15 protein-coding genes and 1 pseudogene are annotated in these 19,400 nt (G+C 31.1%); 1 reads left to right on the top strand and 15 read right to left on the bottom strand.

Going from position 1 to position 19,400, the window contains the following annotated elements:
* Position 1 precedes the first annotated feature (1 nt).
* From AC4PG3_RS01065 to AC4PG3_RS01040, 6 genes are all read right to left on the bottom strand, one after another.
* Positions 2-970: a DMT family transporter gene (locus AC4PG3_RS01065; protein ID WP_492197239.1), complete on the bottom strand. Its 969-nt coding sequence runs from the start codon at positions 968-970 to the stop codon at positions 2-4.
* Positions 971-1,136: 166 nt separating this feature from the next.
* The gene (locus AC4PG3_RS01060) at positions 1,137-2,306 is read right to left on the bottom strand and encodes a M24 family metallopeptidase (RefSeq protein ID WP_492197238.1); all 1,170 of its coding nucleotides are present in this window, start codon (positions 2,304-2,306) and stop codon (positions 1,137-1,139) included.
* A 26-nt stretch (positions 2,307-2,332) separates the two neighbouring features.
* Entirely contained in the window at positions 2,333-3,382 is a 1,050-nt protein-coding gene (gene dctP, locus AC4PG3_RS01055) for a TRAP transporter substrate-binding protein DctP (RefSeq protein WP_492197237.1), read from the bottom strand.
* A 17-nt stretch (positions 3,383-3,399) separates the two neighbouring features.
* Positions 3,400-4,677 carry a TRAP transporter large permease gene (locus AC4PG3_RS01050; protein WP_492197236.1) on the bottom strand — a complete coding sequence of 426 codons (1,278 nt, stop codon included), beginning with the start codon at positions 4,675-4,677 and terminating at the stop codon, positions 3,400-3,402.
* A gap of 25 nt (positions 4,678-4,702) precedes the next feature.
* Entirely contained in the window at positions 4,703-5,248 is a 546-nt protein-coding gene (locus tag AC4PG3_RS01045; RefSeq protein ID WP_492197235.1) for a TRAP transporter small permease, read from the bottom strand.
* Positions 5,249-5,272: 24 nt separating this feature from the next.
* Positions 5,273-6,448: a M20 metallopeptidase family protein gene (locus AC4PG3_RS01040; RefSeq protein WP_492197234.1), complete on the bottom strand. Its 1,176-nt coding sequence runs from the start codon at positions 6,446-6,448 to the stop codon at positions 5,273-5,275.
* A 244-nt stretch (positions 6,449-6,692) separates the two neighbouring features.
* On the opposite strand from AC4PG3_RS01040, the gene AC4PG3_RS01035 reads away from it, so the two are divergent.
* The gene (locus AC4PG3_RS01035) at positions 6,693-8,351 is read left to right on the top strand and encodes a PucR family transcriptional regulator (protein WP_492197233.1); all 1,659 of its coding nucleotides are present in this window, start codon (positions 6,693-6,695) and stop codon (positions 8,349-8,351) included.
* A gap of 75 nt (positions 8,352-8,426) precedes the next feature.
* On the opposite strand, the gene AC4PG3_RS01030 is transcribed toward AC4PG3_RS01035, so the two are convergent.
* From AC4PG3_RS01030 to gyrB, 9 genes and pseudogenes are all read right to left on the bottom strand, one after another.
* A complete protein-coding gene (locus tag AC4PG3_RS01030) occupies positions 8,427-9,602 on the bottom strand; it encodes a M20 metallopeptidase family protein (protein WP_492197232.1) in 1,176 nt (391 codons plus the stop codon).
* 31 nt (positions 9,603-9,633) lie between these two features.
* Positions 9,634-9,908: pseudogene (locus AC4PG3_RS01025) on the bottom strand (gamma-glutamyl-gamma-aminobutyrate hydrolase family protein).
* 304 nt (positions 9,909-10,212) lie between these two features.
* The gene (locus tag AC4PG3_RS01020; protein WP_492197231.1) at positions 10,213-11,568 is read right to left on the bottom strand and encodes an alanine/glycine:cation symporter family protein; all 1,356 of its coding nucleotides are present in this window, start codon (positions 11,566-11,568) and stop codon (positions 10,213-10,215) included.
* A 440-nt stretch (positions 11,569-12,008) separates the two neighbouring features.
* The gene (locus tag AC4PG3_RS01015; RefSeq protein ID WP_492197230.1) at positions 12,009-13,211 is read right to left on the bottom strand and encodes a trans-sulfuration enzyme family protein; all 1,203 of its coding nucleotides are present in this window, start codon (positions 13,209-13,211) and stop codon (positions 12,009-12,011) included.
* A 198-nt stretch (positions 13,212-13,409) separates the two neighbouring features.
* Positions 13,410-14,195, bottom strand: a complete 786-nt coding sequence (locus AC4PG3_RS01010; RefSeq protein WP_492197229.1) for a SigB/SigF/SigG family RNA polymerase sigma factor — start codon at positions 14,193-14,195, stop codon at positions 13,410-13,412.
* A 13-nt stretch (positions 14,196-14,208) separates the two neighbouring features.
* Positions 14,209-14,574 carry an ATP-binding protein gene (locus AC4PG3_RS01005; RefSeq protein ID WP_492197228.1) on the bottom strand — a complete coding sequence of 122 codons (366 nt, stop codon included), beginning with the start codon at positions 14,572-14,574 and terminating at the stop codon, positions 14,209-14,211.
* Positions 14,567-14,896 (bottom strand): STAS domain-containing protein, encoded by a 330-nt coding sequence (locus AC4PG3_RS01000; RefSeq protein ID WP_492197227.1) that lies wholly within the window; start codon positions 14,894-14,896, stop codon positions 14,567-14,569. The genes AC4PG3_RS01005 and AC4PG3_RS01000 overlap by 8 nt, the downstream gene beginning before the upstream one ends.
* 137 nt (positions 14,897-15,033) lie before the next feature.
* Complete coding sequence (gene gyrA, locus AC4PG3_RS00995) at positions 15,034-17,466, bottom strand: DNA gyrase subunit A (RefSeq protein WP_492197226.1); 2,433 nt, start codon at positions 17,464-17,466, stop codon at positions 15,034-15,036.
* A 10-nt stretch (positions 17,467-17,476) separates the two neighbouring features.
* A complete protein-coding gene (gene gyrB, locus AC4PG3_RS00990; protein ID WP_492197225.1) occupies positions 17,477-19,381 on the bottom strand; it encodes a DNA topoisomerase (ATP-hydrolyzing) subunit B in 1,905 nt (634 codons plus the stop codon).
* Positions 19,382-19,400 lie beyond the last annotated feature (19 nt).

Here is a 19,400-nt window from a genome sequence, read left to right as displayed (position 1 = left end):
GTTATTCCTCCTTGTATAATAAATACTTTGTCAATTTGAAATTTAAATCATTGCCTGTACTTCTTCTTAAAAATCTTTCATTTATCAATAGTACTGAAATTAAAACAAGAAAAGTTCCTATAATTTCCCATAATCCTAATCTTTCACTAAATATAATAAATGCACCTATTATAGAGACTGGAACTTCTAATGTTGCCATTATTGAAGCTTTACTTGACTCAACTCCCAAAGACAATCCCTTTATATAGAGTAGATAACTAACTGCAGTGGATAGCACTCCTAACATCAATATAAAAAGATATACTAAGGGGTTAGATGGTATGCTTAAAATAGAAAATGGGTTTGAAAAAACCAATGAAAATATAAATGCAAACCCTAATGTGTATGTTAGAATAGTAATACCATTGTAGTCCTTTACTACTACCTTATTCATTATAGTCATAATTCCAAAGCAAAGCCCTGCAGCTAATCCATATAATATTCCAATATAATTAAAATTTAAGGAGCTTAAATTCCCACCAGTTACCGTAAGAAAGCATCCCGTTACACAAGTAAATAAAGCCAATAGTTTATTTATATTGATTTTTTCTTTTAAAAATATTTGAGAAATGATCATTACAAATATTGGTGATGTATACAATAGTGTAACAGTAGTTGCTATGGTAGTATATTCTATTGATTTAAACATAAATAGATTGTATAAGGCATGGCATACTAATCCTATTATTGCCGTATAACATACCCCCTTTCTATCTATTTTCAATAGTTCTCTATCTTTTATCAATATATAACTAGCCATAGTTAAAAAACCAAATAACATTTTCAAAGATACTAAATCCTTTGATTCCATTCCATGATCTAGTATATATTGGCTATACAACAATGCTGTACCCCATAGAACACTACTTCCTAGTATAAATCCAGTACCTATTATTGGTTTCTTATTTCCAATTTTTCTCCCTCCTAACATCTATCTCATATCACAAGAAAATGTTAATATGCCTACTGTATGTAATTTTACTATAATAACTTTTCTTTATCATCCTAACAAATGTATGAAATTTATATTGAATTTTTAGTCATTTTTAAATGAAAATAGATAGAAAGGTAAAAGCCTTTCTATCATTTCCAAGCAATTATTTAATAAATAATTCTCTTTGAAGATTTGCTAGTGATACTGCTCCATCTTTTGTTATGTGTATTGCTTCACTAATTTCTACTCCAAAATCTTCATAATACATACCTGGAATTATATGAAGAGTCATATTTTCTTTTAATACTGTCTTATCTCCAGGTCTGATACTTACTGTATGCTCTCCCCAGTCTGGTGGATAATTAAGACCAGTGGAATATCCTATCCTTGACTCCTTAAACATATCGTATTTCTTTAGATTATTTGCCCATACTGCCTCTGCTTCCTCTGCAGTTACTCCAGGCTTGATAAAGTCTATTACTTTGTTTAATCCTTCTATAGTAATTTTAACTGTGTCATCTAATTTTTTAGTTGGCTTACCTAAAGATATAGTTCTAGACATTGGAGAATGATATCTTTGATAACATCCTGCAAGTTCAAATATTACTATATCTCCTTCTTTATATTTTTCATCTGTCCAAGTTAAGTGACATGCTCCTGCATCTTTTCCTGTAGGCATTAGTGGAACTATAGATGCATAATCTCCACCAAATTCTTCTGTACCAGAAGTAAATGTACGATATATTTCAGCTGCCATATCACATTTTCTAACTCCTACATTGAGATAATCTATAACATCTTTCATACCTTTTTCCATAATTTTTCCAGCATTCTTCATAAATTTAATTTCCATTTCAGACTTAATTATTCTAACCCAGTTTACTAATGCCTTAGCATCTACAAATTTGGCATTTGGAAGTCCTTTTTGTAAACTTACATAACACTGTGCTGTGAAATAATAATTGTCCATTTCTATAGCTATTGTATTATTGCCTTTACCTCTTTTGTTGAGGACATCTGCTACATAGTCCATAGGATGTCTTGTATCACTTTGTACATATTTATCATCATATCCTATAATATTGTCATGATTTAACCATGCAGTTTTTCTAGCTGCTATTGCATCCATAAAGCGACCTATCCAAAGTGGCTCTTCTTCATCTAATGATATTGCTACCATTTGATGAACATAAAATGACCATGCATTGTATCCAGTAAGATAATTCATATTTGCTGGATCTGTTACTAATAACACATCAATTCCTTTTTGTTCCATCTTTTCTTTTACTTTTTCTACCCTTTTCTGGTACTCTTGTTTAGTGAATTCTAACATCTATTTCACTCCTTATTTATATTATTTTAATTACTTTTATATCTTCTTTTAAGAATTTCAGCTGTATCTTCTTGTATAATTCTTAAAATCTCTTTACCCTCTTCCCCAACTGATTGTTTAAATACTTCTCTAGCAGGTGCACTAGCCTCTCTAAATACTTCTCTCTCTTCTGGTGTAAGTTCAATTATTTCTATATCACTGTTTTCACGAATCATTTCAAGTCTTTTTGTATTTAGTTCCTCTTGAACATCAAGTATAAAATCATTTAATTCATAAGCTATCTGCTTTACCATCTCCTGCATTTCAGGTTCTAAACCATCAAAGAAATCCGGGTTTGTTACAAGTGCTGCAACAAATCCATCTTGCTTAGCTTCTATTAAGTAATCTTGTACTTCATAAAACCCCATTTCTTGGATTGCAAATATTGGATTTACTTGAGCATCTATTTGTTTAAGTTGAAGTCCTGTATATACTTCCATATAAGGCATTGGCGTTGGATTAGCATTATATGATTGATAGCTAGCCACTATAAGTGGTGACGCCATAGTCCTTATACTTACACCTCTAAAATCTTCAGGAGATCTTATAGGTTTATTGGATGTCCATGCATTAAATCCTTCATAAAACCAGTCCAGTACCTTTAATTCATTTTCTTCATTGATTTCATTTAACATCTCTATAGCTTCACTATTTCTCAACAGTTCTTGAATATCTTCTTTTTCTTCTGGAAGTAAGAAATGATTATAAAATACATTGTTTTCTGGAACTGTAGTTGAACTAGTTCCTGGGTTTACTATGGAAAAATCAAGTAATCCACCTTGTTGAAATTCTAAATAATCCATAACCCCACCAATTTCACCGGTCCTATATACTTCTACAGTTATCTCTCCATCTGTTCTCTCCTCGACTAATCTCTTAAACTCTAATGCATATATATCTTGTATCGCCCCTACTACCTCTTCATGTCCAAATCTCCAAACAGTTTGTTCACTAGATTCAACATTGAAAATACATCCAGAGGCAATTGTAATGGTAAAAGCAAGTAATAAAATTAAGCCTATTATTCTCTTTTTCATAGTAATTCCTCCTCTGGCTAATATAGTAAATTTCTAGAAAATAATGCTATCTGTGGAAAGAATATCATAAGTACTGATATTACAAAGAACATTATAAAGTATGGTGCCGTCTTTTTGATAACAGTCACATATGATCTATTAAATACTGCAGATGCTGTAAATATATTACATCCAAAAGGTGGTGTTGCTGATCCAATGGCGGATTGTAAAGTTACGATTACACCTAAATGTATAGGATCTATTCCTGCAGCCGCTGCTGGTCCTACAAACATTGGAGCTAGTATGATAATAGCTACTAATTGGTCTACAAACATGCAAGCCACAAAGAAGAATATACTTACTACTGTTAATATTTTTACTGCAGATGGATCTGTACCCAATACTAATGCTGTAAGCATTTGTGGTATTCTTCCTAGGGAGAACATCCAAGCAAAAGCTGCTCCAGCTGCTACTAGTATAAATACTACTGATGTTACAACTCCAGATGATAGTGCTATTTTAGGTACATCCTTAATTTTAATAGATTTATATATGAACACTTCTAGAATAAGGGCATATAATACAGATGCTGCCGCTGCTTCCGTTGGACTAAATAATCCTGCATAGATTCCTCCAATTATAATTCCTGGAAATCCCAATGGCAATAATGCCTTTTTAAAAGCCTCCCCTCTTTCTTTCCAAGTAGATTTAGCTTCAACAGGTGTATCCTTTCTCTTTGAGTCAAAATAATTATATAAACTAAAAAATGCTAATACTACTAATCCAGGTCCTAGCCCTGCGATAAATAGTTCCCCAACAGATGCTCCCGTTACTACTCCATACATTACCATTACAACACTAGGTGGAATAAGTAGGGCTATATTTGCTGAGTTAATTATCAAAGCCAAGGATTCTGACACTCCATATCCTTTGTCTACCATCTTTGAGTACATAGGTTTACCTACTGCAACTACTGTTGCCTGGGTTGAACCTGATATTGCTCCAAAAAATGTACACGTAGCTGCAGTTGTTATAGCTAAGCCACCTTTAATATGTCCAACAAATGTATTTACTAAATCTAATAATCTATTTGATGTATGTCCTACACTCATTATATCTGCACCAAATATAAACATTGGAACTGCTAGTAGGGAAAATACTTCTACTCCACCTGATATCTGTTGAGCTAACCACATCGGTTGGATATCTGGCATATATATAGTTAATACAGCTAAGGGTCCTATTAGTAATCCCAACATCAAGGGCGCTCCTGTAAATAAGAGTATAAATAATATTGCTAAAAGCATTATAATCATATTTTCAACTCCTCCTCTCTTTAAATTAACATGTTAATTTATCTGTGTCGTCATATTCGCCCATAGGAGCTTCATTATTTAAATAGATTTCATCTTTAATTGTAAGATTTAACATCAAATTAATTAAATACTGAATTCCAGCTAAGGTAAAACCTATAGGTATAAACATAGTAATTGTATATCTGGGTATTTCTAATGCTGGTGTTACCCTTCCCCTTGCAATTACTGTTAATGTGTATTTATAGCTTAGATATGCAAATATAAACATGGTCGCCATAGATATAAATGCTATAAATATTGCCAAGGCTTTCTTACCTTTCTTAGGTGCTAAATCTAACATAGCAGACATATTTACATGTTGCCCCTTTCTAACTGCATAGCCTAATCCCATAAAAGTTGTTATTACTACTAGTAACTGTCCTACTTCTTCTGCAAAGGTCCATGAGTTATTAAAAACCCTTCTTGCAATAACGTTTCCTATCAATATTGCTGCCATTAAAATAATACTACTACTTAAAATAAATTCCTCAATCTTTTTCACTGTACTGTCGATTTTTCTTATTAAGTCCATACATCTACCTCCTCACTTTGTTATTTATTCTAGGGATAAATACTCTAAAGCTGATCTTACATGCATTTCTACTCCTATACTCAATACATCTTCATCAATATTAAATTTGGGGTGATGGTGTGGATAGTCAGTTCCTTTTTCCTTATTTCCTATTCCTACAAAATAGAATGTTGAAGGTATATCTTTGCCAAATTCGGAAAAATCTTCTCCAGCCATAGTCACATATGGAACTAGATTATCATTGCCTACTAAATCCATTGCTATTTCTCTAATCATATTAGTCAATTTCGGTTCATTTTCTACTGTAAAATTACTTGGCATAAATTTCACTTCATGGCCTGTATCAAAAGTTTCACATATTCCTGCTACTATTTTTTCCAATCTCTGTCTTGGTCTTTCTATAGAATCAGGTCCTCCTTTATACAGATATCTCAATGTACCTTCCATAGTAACTTTTTCTGGGATTATATTTGATGATGTGCCTGAGCTTACTCTAGCAAAAGTTATTAATGTTGGAGTCAAAGCATTAATTTGCTTAGTTTGAATTACTTGTGCTCCCATAATTATTTGTGCTGCCACTATTACTGGATCTATTGCCTCTTGAGGCATTGCAGTGTGGCCACCCTTACCTTTGATAATTATCTTAAATTTGTCCATAGCCCCCATTACAGGTCCTTCGCTTACGCTCATCTTTCCAGCCTCTATAGGACTCCATAGATGCATAGCTACTGCAGCATCTATTTTGGGATTCTCCATTACCCCATCTTCTATCATAAACTTTGCACCTGCATCTTCTTCATTTGGTTGAAATACAAATTTTATATTTCCATTTATCTTATCTTTGTGCTTACTCAATATCTTTGCGGCTACTAATAACATAGCCATATGTCCATCATGACCACATGCATGCATTACTCCTTCATTTTGAGATTTATACTGGATATCGTTTTCCTCTAATATAGAAAGTGCATCCATATCTGCTCTCATAAGTAATGTCTTACCAGGTTTGTCACCTTTAAGTAGTGCTACTACTCCTGTCTTAGTCATTTTTTCTGGCTTTAAACCACATTCTTCTAAGTAATCTATAATTGCCTCTTGAGTTCTAAATTCTTCAAATCCCAACTCTGGGTTTTGATGAAAATCTCTTCTTAATTCTATGAGTTCATCATTTAAATCTTCTATTTCTTTTTTTATGTCCAATTTCAAATTTCCTCCTTTCTAAAAAATAATTTGATTAATAAGCAAACTAAATCTTCTTGTTTACTATGATATTAAATTAAAGTATTAATAGCATTGTATGTATTGTATGAATTTTTAAATTAATTTGTAGTCATATTGTCATAAACTCTTTTATCATCTATAATATTATCAAATAATTAATTGAATATTTTTCTTAATCGTAGTCTTATAATTTTTTAAATAAATATTACTAGGAGGTGAATTAATGTCATTTACTATCAAGAACTTTTTACACTTAGATATAATTGAAGATTATGTAGTCCTGACAAATCCTACAACTATAGAACATAGAGTTATAGAAGTTATATCTGTTACTGAGCTACCTGTAGAAAATTTTGTCCATAAAAATGAATTGGTACTTACTACTTGTATTGGATGTGAGGGAGATTCTTCTGTATTTTTGAATTTTGTTAAAGATATTTATAATTCACAGGCCACTGCTTTAGTCGTCTCTGTTGGAAGACATATAAAAAAGACCCCTCAAAATGTAATTGACTATGCAAACAGTATAAACTTCCCTATCATTGAAATACCTTGGAAAATAAGATTTGCTGGAATTATAGAATCTGTATTAGAAGAAATTAACAATGTCAAGTACTCGAATTTAAAATTATTTGAAGATCTACAAAAAAAGCTTTTGACTCTTTTTTTAAATGGATCTACTTTGACAGAAGCTGCAAATTTAATATATGAACAACTTGGAAATCCAGTAATTATAGCTAACACTTTGGGTACTATAAAAGGTGCAAGTAGAGATTCAAATGAACTGTTAGAAATTTTAGAGCCGCCACTAAGTATCTTGTCTTCAGAAAAAAGCTTGAGTTTACTTTCTAATTATGACTTCAAAGAAGTATATACTGTATATAAAATCAGTACCCGAAATATAGTCCATGGATATTTATATTTAAAGACTTTAAGTAAAAACAAAGAAGACGACTATGTAAGAGATAATAAAACATATGTGGTAAGACATATTATATCGCCTTTATCTTTTTGGTTTGACAGAGAGCAAACTATTTTTGAAACTGAAATGCATCACAAAGATAATTTTGTCTGGGACCTTATACAGGCAGAAAAATCTAAATTAAAAGAATTCTATACTCAATCTAAAAACATAGGATTTGATCTATCTTTAAAATATGTTTGTATCGTTGGAATGATATCAAATTTTGAAAAATCTTATGAATTAAATAGAACACAATTTTCATCCTATGAACAATGGAAATTTGAATGCATTAAGACAGTAAAAACTCAAGTCTTACGAGTTGCTCAAACTATTGATCACAAAGTTATGGTAACTTACCAAAAAGAGCGTTTAATTATTTTTTTAGAAGCAGATAATAATATAGAGAACTTTATATATAGATTTTTAAATATTTTAGAAAGAAGAATCAAGTCAATATATCAACCGCTTATTATTTCTTGGGGTATTGATATACAAAAGGCAGATTATAATTCCTTTAAGAAAAGCTTCTTGGATGCAAAAATCTCTTTAGAAATTGGTCAAAATGAAAAAGAACCAGGGTTTAGAAGTATATATAGAAATACAAGCATCTATAGATTGCTATCTATAATTTCAAATCAAAATGAAGCTCAAGAAATAATCAAAGATATTATAGGTGATTTAACCGAGTACGATTCTCAAAATCAACTTGAATTAATAAGTACTTTTAAAATATATGTAAAAAATATGAAGAATGTAAGCCAAACTGCTCGTGAATTACACCTACACAGGCAATCCCTTCTCTATAGATTAAAGAGAATCGAAGAAATTACAGAATTATCTATCGACGATGCAGATGATATATTTTTATTAGAACTTTGTATTAGACTTTGGGACAAGCAAAAAAATTTATTATTATAGAATAAAAAAAGTCCATATAGAATAGTTATATACAATAACTTCTCCTATATGGACTTTCTAATTATTAAATTAAGCTTATTTTAAACTCTTAAAATACTGTATAGCACCTCTTACATGCATTTCAACACCAATAGGCAAGGCATCTTCATCAATATTAAATTTAGGATGATGATGTGGGTAATCTGTACCTTTTTTCTCATCAGCTATTCCCACAAAATAAAATACACTAGGAACTCTTAAAGAAAATTCTGCAAAATCTTCTCCTAGCATTCCACTTATACCTGAATCTACAATATTTTCCCTGCCTACAACCTTTTCTCCTACTTTCTTTACTAATTTAGTCATCTCAATATCATTTTCAAGTAAACTATTTCCATGTTTAAATTCTAATTCAAAAGTAGTTCTATGGATCTTACATATACCATCAATTATTTGTCTAAATCTTCTTTGAACATCTTCAGTTCCATCATGTAAACATCTTAAAGATCCTTGCAATACAGTTTTCTCTGGAATAATTATTGGAGAAGTTCCTGAATTAATTTTACAAAATGTAATAATAGTAGGCTTTAATGCATCCAATTCTTTAGTCTCCATAGTTTCAGTAGCATTCATTATTTCCTTAGCACAACTAATAGGATTAATTGCTGTATGTGGAGATCCACCATGTCCACCTTTTCCATGAATTACTATTTTAAAATAATAACTGGAAGCCATCAAAGGACCTGATACTACTCCTATTTTTCCTGATTCAATAGGAGACCATAAATGAATCCCCAAAGCAACATCCACTTTTGGATTTTCTAACACTCCATCATCTATCATAGGTTGGGCACCAGCATCTTCTTCATTTGGTTGGAAAACAAATTTTATATTACCTTTGAGCTTTTCTCTTTTCTTTGAAAGAATTTTAGCAGCAATTAATAGCATTGCCATATGTCCATCATGGCCACATCCATGCATTAATCCCTCATTAATAGATTTGAACTCTATATTATTTTCCTCCCCTACAGGCAAAGCGTCCATGTCTGATCTTAACATAAGAGTTGGTCCATCTTCCACACCTTCCAATAATCCTACAACTCCAGTCTGTGCAACATTTTTTTCTACCTTTATTCCACATTCTGATAAATATTTTGCTACTACTTCCGATGTCCTAAATTCTTGAAAACCTAATTCAGGATGTTTATGAAAATCCCTTCTCAATTCAATTAATTCTGTTTTTAGTTCCTCTATTTCTTTTTTTATATCCATTACTATAAATACCTCCTAAAATAAACCTTTTTTAACCATTTAAAACTATTTTTGCTGAATTAATAAAATAATTAAAAATTCTTTGATAATTTTTATCCTTAATAGATGTCACTTCTGGATGCCATCGAATTGCAAGAAGAAATTTTCCGTTTACATCTTTATATTCTATTGCATCTATTATACCATCTTCAGAGATTGCATAGCTTTTAAATCCTTATCCAGTTTATTTACTGCTTGGTGATGAATCTTATTAACATAAGTTTTTGTATTTCCAATTATTTCTCTTAAGAATGTATCATCATATATTGTAATCTCCTACAAATGCATAATATCCATTTATTTGTATTTTTATAAATATAATCTAACAATAACAATTGTTTACTATCTCTCTTAGGTGAAATTCTTCTAGTTTTTTTATCTGCTCTCTATCTAGAAATCAAAGGATCTATATCTCCTTCACTACTTAGGATTAATCCATCAATTTTTCAAACTATATCTTTAGCATAATTTTAATCTTCAAATACTGGTATTATAATTGATATCCCACTAAATATCTAAGTGCAGAAACTCAAATAAGAATTCATCTACATTTAGATTTCATAATATATTTTTATAATCTTGATTTCAACTTTATCCGATTAGTTAAGTAATCATCCGTTATTTCTATTACCTCTTTGCTCATAATTGTTATTACTATTAAGTTTATTGCCACTGTAATTCCCATAAAAGTATCTAATAATCCCCAAACAGTTTCTAATCCTCCAATAGCACCACCAATTAAAACCAATATATAGGTATATCTAAAAGGTTTTATTATCTTATTACCAAAACAATAAACTCCACCTGTTTCAGCATAATATTGTGCTACCAAAAGGGTTGTAAATGCAAATACTGTTGTAGAAATAGTTACTACTAAATCGCCTGGTCCTGGTAAACCTGTTCTAAAAGCTAATGCTGTTAAACTAGCTCCAGCTTCTCCACTAGTCCATGCCCCTGTAACTAATATTATTAGGGCTGTTATAGTACAAACTACGATAGTATCAATGAACACTTCAAAAATACCCCATATTCCCTGCTTTGATGGATGATCCGTAGTAGCTGTAGCATGAGCTATTGGTGAGGTTCCCATTCCAGCTTCATTTGAATATACTCCTCTTGCAAATCCATTACGTATCATTACTGCAAATGTAGCTCCTATAAAACCTCCAGTTGGTGCCATACCTGTAAATGCACTACCAAAAATTTCTTTAAATACAGATGGAATTTCTCCAATATTACCAATTATAATAGCTAAACCAAAACCAATATACAATAAAGCCATAATTGGAACAACTTTTTCAGCAAAGCTACCTATCCTCTGAATTCCACCTATAATTACCATTCCTGCTAATACGGCCACTATTAATCCAACAAAAATAGGTTGTATTCCGAAAGATGACTCAATAACATCAGCTATTGAGTTGGATTGTATAGCACCACTTATGGTGAACTGTAAAAATAATAAGAAACTCCAAAATACCGCTAACCATCTCCAACTTTCACCTAATCCTTTTGTAACCATATACATAAATCCACCACGATAAATTCCTGTCTCAGGATCTTTTTCTCTATATTTCATTCCTAAAACAATCTCTGCATATTTTGCCACTGCTGCAAATAGTGCAACAATCCACATCCAAAATACAGCTCCTGGTCCTCCAAATGCTATTGCTACACCTACACCAGCTATATTTCCTACTCCTAAAGTCCCTGCTAATGCTGATGATACTGCTTGAATTGGCGTTAAAGTACCTTCACCAACGACTTCTTTATTAAATATTATACCCGCCGTATTTTTCATTATATGTCCAAATCTTCTAAATTGAAAAAATTTAAGTTTAATTGAATAAATAATCGAAACACCAATAATAATAATTACTAAAGGCCATCCCCACATCCAATCTGTAAAAGCCTTTATTAAATCCATTTAAACTCCTCCTTAAATAATATATTTTTAGAGGACTGTAGAAATTAACAATCCTCTTTAATGCGCTAGATATTATAACAAATTTTACCAACAATAATTTATTATTTGAGAACCTTGAAGGTTCTTTTGATAGTAATTTTTAAACATATATTAAAAACCATTTCCAAAAAATACATATATTTTGATAAGTTAAAGTATTAATAACATTATATGTATTGTATGAATTTAAAATTGATTTATAGTCATATGTAAAAAATCTTTTTATCTATAATATTGTTGTTATCATTTCATGTGTATTAGACTTTGGGACAAGCAAAAAAATTTATTATTATAATTATAGATTTATTTATTGTGTTAATATTCACATAATTTCCTTTCTAAAAGTGGTGCATATAAATTAAGAATATATGCACCACTTTTAGACTTATTTTTAATTTCTACTAATTAACTTTATCTGCTACTATTTTTAATGCTTGATCTAAATCTGCAATTAAATCTTCTATATCTTCTACTCCTACTGATATTCTAACTTGACCATCATATATTCCAACTGCTTCTCTTTCTTCTTTAGTCATATCAAAGTGACTCATTGTAGGCGAATGTTGTACTAGGGAGTCTATATTTCCTAAACTTGTTGCTAAGCTAAATACTTTTACATTGTCCATAAATATTTTACCTGCTTCTATTCCCCCTTTAATATCAGCACTCATAAGTCCACCATATCCACGAGTCATTTGCTTTTTAGCTGTTTCATGGCTTGGATGACTTGAAAGTCCTGGATAGTATACTTTTTCTATCTGAGGATGATTGTCTAAGAATTCAGCAACTTTCATTGCATTTTCACAATGGCGTTCCATTCTAATTCCTAAAGTCTTCATTCCTTGCATCAATAACCATGCATCAAATGGAGATAATACTGCACCAAATGTCTGTAATATTGGCATCCTAGCTTTATCCATCAATTCTTTACTTCCAGCCAATACTCCTGCTACTACTGTACCATGACCGCACAAGAATTTAGTTCCACTGTGAACTACTATATCAGCGCCTAAATCCAATGGTCTTTGTAAATATGGTGAAGCAAATGTACTATCTACAATTACTTTAGCTCCATTTTCATGAGCTATTTTAGATATTTCTTCTATGTCACTGATTCTCAATGTTGGATTTGCTGGTGTTTCAACATATACACACTTAGTATTTGGTTGGATTGCTTCTTTAACTTGATTTAAATCTGATGTATCTACTAATGTAGATTCAATACCCAAGTCTTTTAAAACATTTCTTACCAATGCAAAAGTACAACCATAAATTACATCTCCTGCTATTACATGGTCTCCTTCTTTTAATAATGTTAACAGAGCTGTTGAGATTGCCCCCATACCTGAGCCTACTGCCAATCCAGCTTCCGCATTTTCTAATATAGCAATCTTCTTTTCTAATTCTGCTGCAGATGGACTACCAAATCTTGTATAAGTAAATCCTTGATCTTGATTTTGATTTAATCTAATTGCCTCTTCAGTATTTGGTAAAACATACGTTGATGTTTGATAAATAGGACTAACATGAGCACCTGTTATAGGGTCGTGTTCTTGTCCCCCGTGAATTATTTTTGTATTGAATTTTGTGTCTTTGAAATCCATTTCAAATCCCCTTTCATGTATATAGTAAATTTAACTACCCGTGTTAATTTCCCTTCATATTAATTCTAATATATAAGCCTATGTATATCATCTGACGAATTGTATGAATTTTAACATTAATTTTTAGTCATTATTTAAAAAAGAGCAAATCAAAATTGATTTGCTCTTTTTTATTTAATTTATCAGAAACTGTTAATATTAAGATATATACATAGTCTTTTCCACTTGTCTTCTTAATTTCTCAAGTATTCTTTTTTCTATTCTTGAAACTGTCATTTGTGATATATCTAAACTCTCAGCTATAGCTACTTGAGTTTTTCTATTAAAATATCTATCTATTAAAATTTGTTTTTCCATTTTATTTAAAGTTTCCATTGTCTTTACAATAAAATCATTGTTTTCTATTTTACTAAAGTATAAATCTTCCTCTCCTATTAAATCAGATAAATTTATATCTTTGTCGTCATTATTTGAATCAAAGCTTACATCTAAAGATTGGGGAGTATATACTTTGCTTGCCTCCATTGCCTCTAGGACTTCTTCTTCTGTGCACTCTAGATGAAAAGCTATATCTTCTATTGTAGGAGATCTTTGAAGCACTTGGCTTAAATGCACTTTAGAATTATTTATCTTTTTAGAGAGTTCTTGAATTCTCCTTGGGACTCTTATAGTCCATCCTTTATCTCTAAAGTGTTTTTTTATTTCACCTATTATAGTAGGTGTTGCAAAACTTGAAAATTCAAAGCCCTTATCTACATCAAATCTATCTACTGCATATATAAGACCTATAGAGGCAACTTGAAATATATCATCATAGTCAATACCCCTATTAGAGTATTTTTTAGATAATATCTCTGCAATATAAAGATGTTTTTCTATCAAAATCTCTCGAGCTTTATTATCTTTGTTTTCTTTATATTGTTTAAATAGTTTTTTCATTTCTTCTTTATGTTCTTCTTTATTGTAGTAGTTCTCACTTTTCATAGACTACCATCCTTTATCCAATATATTTAAACATCTCTATTCCCTCATTGGTGAATTCTACCTCATCCATTAATGAACTTATGATAAGTAATCCTAATTCCATATTATGGCTATTTAAATCATCCTGAACTGGGTTTTCAGACACATCTCTTACCTTTATTAAAAATTTATTTTCAAGCATTTGAAAATCTATATATATTTGTTCAATTTTCTTATTACTCAATACATTGTTGCAAGCTTCCCCTACACATACTTTTATATCATCTATTTCATCTATACTAAATTTCATATTAGAACAAATAGCAGAAGCTGTAAGTCTTGCAATACTTATATAGTCTGATTTATTTGGTATATCTAGGTGGAATTTATCATTAGTCATTTTTTTCACCTCTTATGACAAACAGCTTGTCTAATTCTGTTATATAAAAAAGCTTTCTCACATTAGGCTTTAAGTTTTCTAGATAAATTTTATAATCTGTATCTTTAACTGTTTTTAAAACACTTATAAGAGCTCCTAATCCAGTACTATCTAAATAGTCTAAGTTTTTACCATCTATTAGTATGTCATTATTATCTTTATTAAAATATTCTATTACTTGATCTTTGAATTGTTTTGAAGTATATATATCTAAATCACCATTTGGCATGAATATCCAAAGTTTTTTCTCTTCATTAAAACTAATTTGTGTATTTAAAGACATCTTAACCCTCCTTAGTACTATAGTTTCCTACACTAATCTTATAACAAAACATAAGTATTGTAAAGACTGTAATAAGGTACAATAATTTTTTTGATATAAAAAATTAAGGGTTTTCCAATATTGGAAAACCCTTAATTTTAAATTTCACTATCTATATATTTTGCTACTGCTACTACTCTATCACTATCATCATTTATTCTCATAAGAGTTACTCCTTGAGTATTTCTTCCCATTGTTGATATATCATCTGTACTAAGCCTTATAATAGTTCCTTTTAAGGAGATCATCATTATTTCGTCCCCTTCTCCTATTACCTTTGCAGATACTAAATCGCCAGTTTTATCTTTTATATTATAAGTTTTTATTCCCTTACCACCTCTATTTTGTACTCTATATTCAATTAAAGGTGTTTTCTTTCCAAAACCTAATTCAGATATTACAACTAGATACTTATCATCCTCTGCCAAGTCCATAGCTACTACTTCATCATCATCGTCAAGGGTTATAGCCTTTACTCCTATGGCACTTCTACCCATAGCTCTTACATCTTCTTCGCTAAATCTAATGGATATACCTTTTTTAGTTACTACTATAAGTTCTTTTTTTCCATCTGTCTTTCTAACACTTATAAGCTCATCATCTTCATTTAGCCCCATACCTATTATCCCATTTTTTCTAATATTTACAAAGAGTTCTAGTTTTGTCTTTTTAGTTACTCCCTTTTTAGTTATTAAAAATAGATTTTCATCAGAATCATATCCTTTGATAGGAATTATAGAAGATATTTTTTCATCTTGAGACAATTCTAATAAATTTATTATAGCTGTACCCTTAGCATGTCTTCCACCTTCAGGTATTTCATAGGCCTTAAGAGAAAATACCTTTCCTTTATTGGTAAAGAACAGTATAGTATCGTGGGTAGATGTTATAAATAAATCTTCTACAAAGTCTTCATCACGGGTAGTAAGACCTAATATTCCTCTTCCACCTCTTTTTTGAGTCTTATATATATCTTGAGGCATTCTCTTTATATATCCAAATCGAGTTAAAGTAATTACTACATCTTCTTCAGCTATCAAATCGGCTACATCAATTGCCCCAACTTCTGGAATTATTCTAGTTCTTCTTCTATCACCATATTTTTCCTTTATTTCAAGTATCTCTTCTTTTATTATGTTGAATAGAAGTCTTTCATTGCCAAGAATTTCTCTAAACTTATTTATCTGTTTTATAAGCTCTGCATATTCTTCATCTAATTTTCCTCGTTCAAGATTTGTAAGTCTTCTAAGTCTCATATCTAGAATTGCCTGAGCTTGAATTTCTGATAATCCAAATTTATTCATTAAGTTTTCCTTAGCTGCACCATCATTTTCTGAAGCTCTAATAATTCTTATGACCTCATCTATATGATCTAGGGCAATCCTAAGTCCCTCAACTATATGAGCTCTGTCTTCTGCCTTTTTTAAATCAAATTGAGTTCTTCTAGTTATAATCTCTTTTTGATGATTTATATAATGAGTTAAAACTTGTTTTAAGTTTAGCACCTTCGGCTCTCCATCTACAAGTGCAAGCATTATTATTCCAAAGGTTGCTTGAAGCTGGGTCTGTTTATACAGACTATTTAATACTACATTTGGATTTGCATCTCTTTTTAATTCTACTACTATTCTCATACCATCTCTATCTGATTCATCTCTAAGATCTGATATTCCTTCCAGCTTTTTATCTCTTACATACTCGGCAATCTTTTCTATAAGTCTAGCTTTATTTACTTGATATGGTAATTCTGTGATTACTATTCTATTTCTATTTTTTCCATGCTCTTCAATTTCTGCTACTGCTCTCATCTTTACTCTGCCTCTACCTGTTTTGTAGGCAGATTGTATCCCTGATTTACCAAGTATAAAAGCTCCCGTAGGAAAATCTGGTCCCTTTATATCTTCCATTAGATCTTCTATAGTTGAATCTGGATTATCTATTAGAGTTACTACTGCATCTATTACTTCCCTTAGATTGTGTGGAGGTATGTTTGTAGCCATACCAACTGCTATACCTGATGAACCATTTACTAATAAATTTGGAAATCTACTTGGAAGAACCACAGGCTCTTCTAAGGATTCATCAAAGTTTAATTTATAATCAACAGTTTTCTTTTTTATATCCCTTAGCATTTCATTTGAAAGCTTTGTCATTCTAGCCTCAGTATAACGCATGGCAGCTGCACTATCACCATCTATGGAACCAAAGTTACCATGGCCATCTACTAATAAATACCTTGTACTAAAATCCTGGGCAAGTCTTACCATAGCTTCATAAACAGAACTATCCCCATGTGGATGATACTTACCTAGTACATCCCCTACTAATCTTGCTGACTTCCTATAGGGTTTATCATGGGTCATATTTAAATCATCCATAGCATATAAAATTCTTCTATGAACTGGCTTTAGTCCATCTCTTACATCTGGTAGTGCTCTACTTACTATTACACTCATGGCATAATCTAAATAAGATTTTTTCATTTCATCTTCTATATTTACATCAAATACTTTATTTGATTCTATATCCATTTTTTACCTCCTACACATCTAAATTTTTAACATATTTAGAATTGTTTTGTATAAATTCACGTCTAGGTTCTACTTTATCACCCATAAGAGTTGTAAATATCTCATCTGCAGCAACTGCATCTTCAGTGCTTACCTTTAATAAAATTCTTCCCTCTGGATCCATTGTAGTATCCCAAAGCTGTTCTGGATTCATCTCTCCTAGACCCTTATATCTTTGAATTTGATAATTACTTCTTCCTATTTGATCTAATAGAGTTTGTAATTGTTCTTCGGTATAGACATAATGTTCTTTCTTACTTTTAGTTATTTTATATAGTGGAGGTTGTGCTATATATATATGTCCCAAATCTATTAATTCTCTCATATATCTATAGAAAAATGTTAGGAGTAGTGTCCTTATATGGGCACCATCTACGTCCGCATCCGTCATAATTATTATTTTTCCATATCTTAATTTTTCTATATCAAATTCCTCTCCTATACCTGTACCAAAAGCAGTTATCAATGCTTTTATCTCATCAGAATTTAATATTCTATCAAGCCTTGCCTTTTCTACATTCATTATCTTTCCCTTTAAAGGCAAAATAGCTTGGAATTTTCTATCTCTACCTTGCTTTGCACTTCCACCGGCAGAATCTCCCTCTACTATATATATTTCAGTTGTCTCTAAATCACTATCTTGACAGTCTGCAAGCTTACCTGGCAAACTAGTATTGTCAAATATACTTCTCTTTCTAGTTAATTCACGGGCTTTTCTAGCTGCTTGTCTGGCTCTTTGAGAATTAATCCCCTTACTCAATATAGTTTTGGCCTGTTTTGGATTTTCTTCTAGGTAATTATTCAAAAATTCAGATGTCAAGCTCTCTACTATACCCCTTGTCTCACTATTTCCCAATTTAGACTTAGTTTGCCCTTCAAATTGAGGTTCTGGTAACTTAACAGATAGTATAGCTGTAATTCCTTCTCTTACATCATCACCTGAAAGATTTTCATCCTTTTCTTTTAAAAGAGAATTTCTTCTACCATAATCGTTGATCACACGGGTAAGTGCACTACGAAGTCCTGATAAATGACTTCCTCCTTCAGGAGTATTTATATTGTTTGCAAATGTAAATATATTTTCTGAATACCCATCTGTATACTGTATTGCAAGCTCTACAAGAGTTCCATCTTTTTCTTGTTCAAAATACATTACGTCATTTTGAATTGGATTTTTATTTTTATTTATATATTCTACAAAGGACTTAATTCCGCCCTCATAATAAAATTCCTTTTCTAAATCTTTTCTTTCATCTTTTAAAATTATTTTGATCCCTTTATTTAAAAAAGCCATTTCTCTAAATCTATTTTCTAGAGTTTCAAAGCTAAAGTTTATAGTTTCAAAGATAGTTTCATCAGGTCTAAAATGGATAGTTGTACCTGTTCCTGTACTATTACCAATAGTTTTTAAATCTGAAGTTGTTTCTCCTCTTTCAAATTTTTGCATATACTCTTTATTGTTTCTTCTTACCTTCACTACTAACCATTCTGAAAGTGCATTTACTACGGATACACCTACTCCATGCAGTCCTCCAGATACTTTATATGCAGAATTATTAAACTTACCACCTGCATGTAGTATAGTCAAAACCGTCTCTACAGTTGATTTACCAGTTTGTGGATGGGTCTCTACAGGGATACCACTACCATTATCTGTTACTGATACTGAATTATCTTTATAGATATTTACAGTTATAGTATCACAAATACCTGCTAGAGCCTCGTCTATACTATTATCTACTACTTCATATACTAAATGATGAAGTCCCTTAGGACCTGTACTACCTATATACATACCTGGTCTTTTTCTTACAGGTTCAAGTCCTGTAAGTACTTGGATTTCATCGGCTGTATAATGTCTGTTATTATTTTCCATTTTGTTCCTCCATTCATAT

It is taken from the genome of Tissierella sp. QWL-11 (genome assembly GCF_058683765.1).
This window is presented reverse-complemented; position numbering and strand designations above follow the sequence as displayed.

Excerpts from the sequence above, each read along its gene's own strand:
- dctP (WP_492197237.1), bottom strand. The coding sequence starts at position 3,382 with ATGAAAAAGAGAATAATAGGCTTAATTTTATTACTTGCTTTTACCATT.
- AC4PG3_RS01045 (WP_492197235.1), bottom strand. The coding sequence starts at position 5,248 with ATGGACTTAATAAGAAAAATCGACAGTACAGTGAAAAAGATTGAGGAA.
- AC4PG3_RS01010 (WP_492197229.1), bottom strand. The coding sequence starts at position 14,195 with ATGAAAAGTGAGAACTACTACAATAAAGAAGAACATAAAGAAGAAATG.
- AC4PG3_RS01000 (WP_492197227.1), bottom strand. The coding sequence starts at position 14,896 with ATGTCTTTAAATACACAAATTAGTTTTAATGAAGAGAAAAAACTTTGG.
- gyrA (WP_492197226.1), bottom strand. The coding sequence starts at position 17,466 with ATGGATATAGAATCAAATAAAGTATTTGATGTAAATATAGAAGATGAA.
- gyrB (WP_492197225.1), bottom strand. The coding sequence starts at position 19,381 with ATGGAAAATAATAACAGACATTATACAGCCGATGAAATCCAAGTACTT.
- AC4PG3_RS01005 (WP_492197228.1), bottom strand. The coding sequence starts at position 14,574 with ATGACTAATGATAAATTCCACCTAGATATACCAAATAAATCAGACTAT.
- AC4PG3_RS01015 (WP_492197230.1), bottom strand. The coding sequence starts at position 13,211 with ATGGATTTCAAAGACACAAAATTCAATACAAAAATAATTCACGGGGGA.
- AC4PG3_RS01050 (WP_492197236.1), bottom strand. The coding sequence starts at position 4,677 with ATGATTATAATGCTTTTAGCAATATTATTTATACTCTTATTTACAGGA.
- AC4PG3_RS01030 (WP_492197232.1), bottom strand. The coding sequence starts at position 9,602 with ATGGATATAAAAAAAGAAATAGAGGAACTAAAAACAGAATTAATTGAA.
- AC4PG3_RS01065 (WP_492197239.1), bottom strand. The coding sequence starts at position 970 with ATGTTAGGAGGGAGAAAAATTGGAAATAAGAAACCAATAATAGGTACT.
- AC4PG3_RS01020 (WP_492197231.1), bottom strand. The coding sequence starts at position 11,568 with ATGGATTTAATAAAGGCTTTTACAGATTGGATGTGGGGATGGCCTTTA.
- AC4PG3_RS01035 (WP_492197233.1), top strand. The coding sequence starts at position 6,693 with ATGTCATTTACTATCAAGAACTTTTTACACTTAGATATAATTGAAGAT.
- AC4PG3_RS01060 (WP_492197238.1), bottom strand. The coding sequence starts at position 2,306 with ATGTTAGAATTCACTAAACAAGAGTACCAGAAAAGGGTAGAAAAAGTA.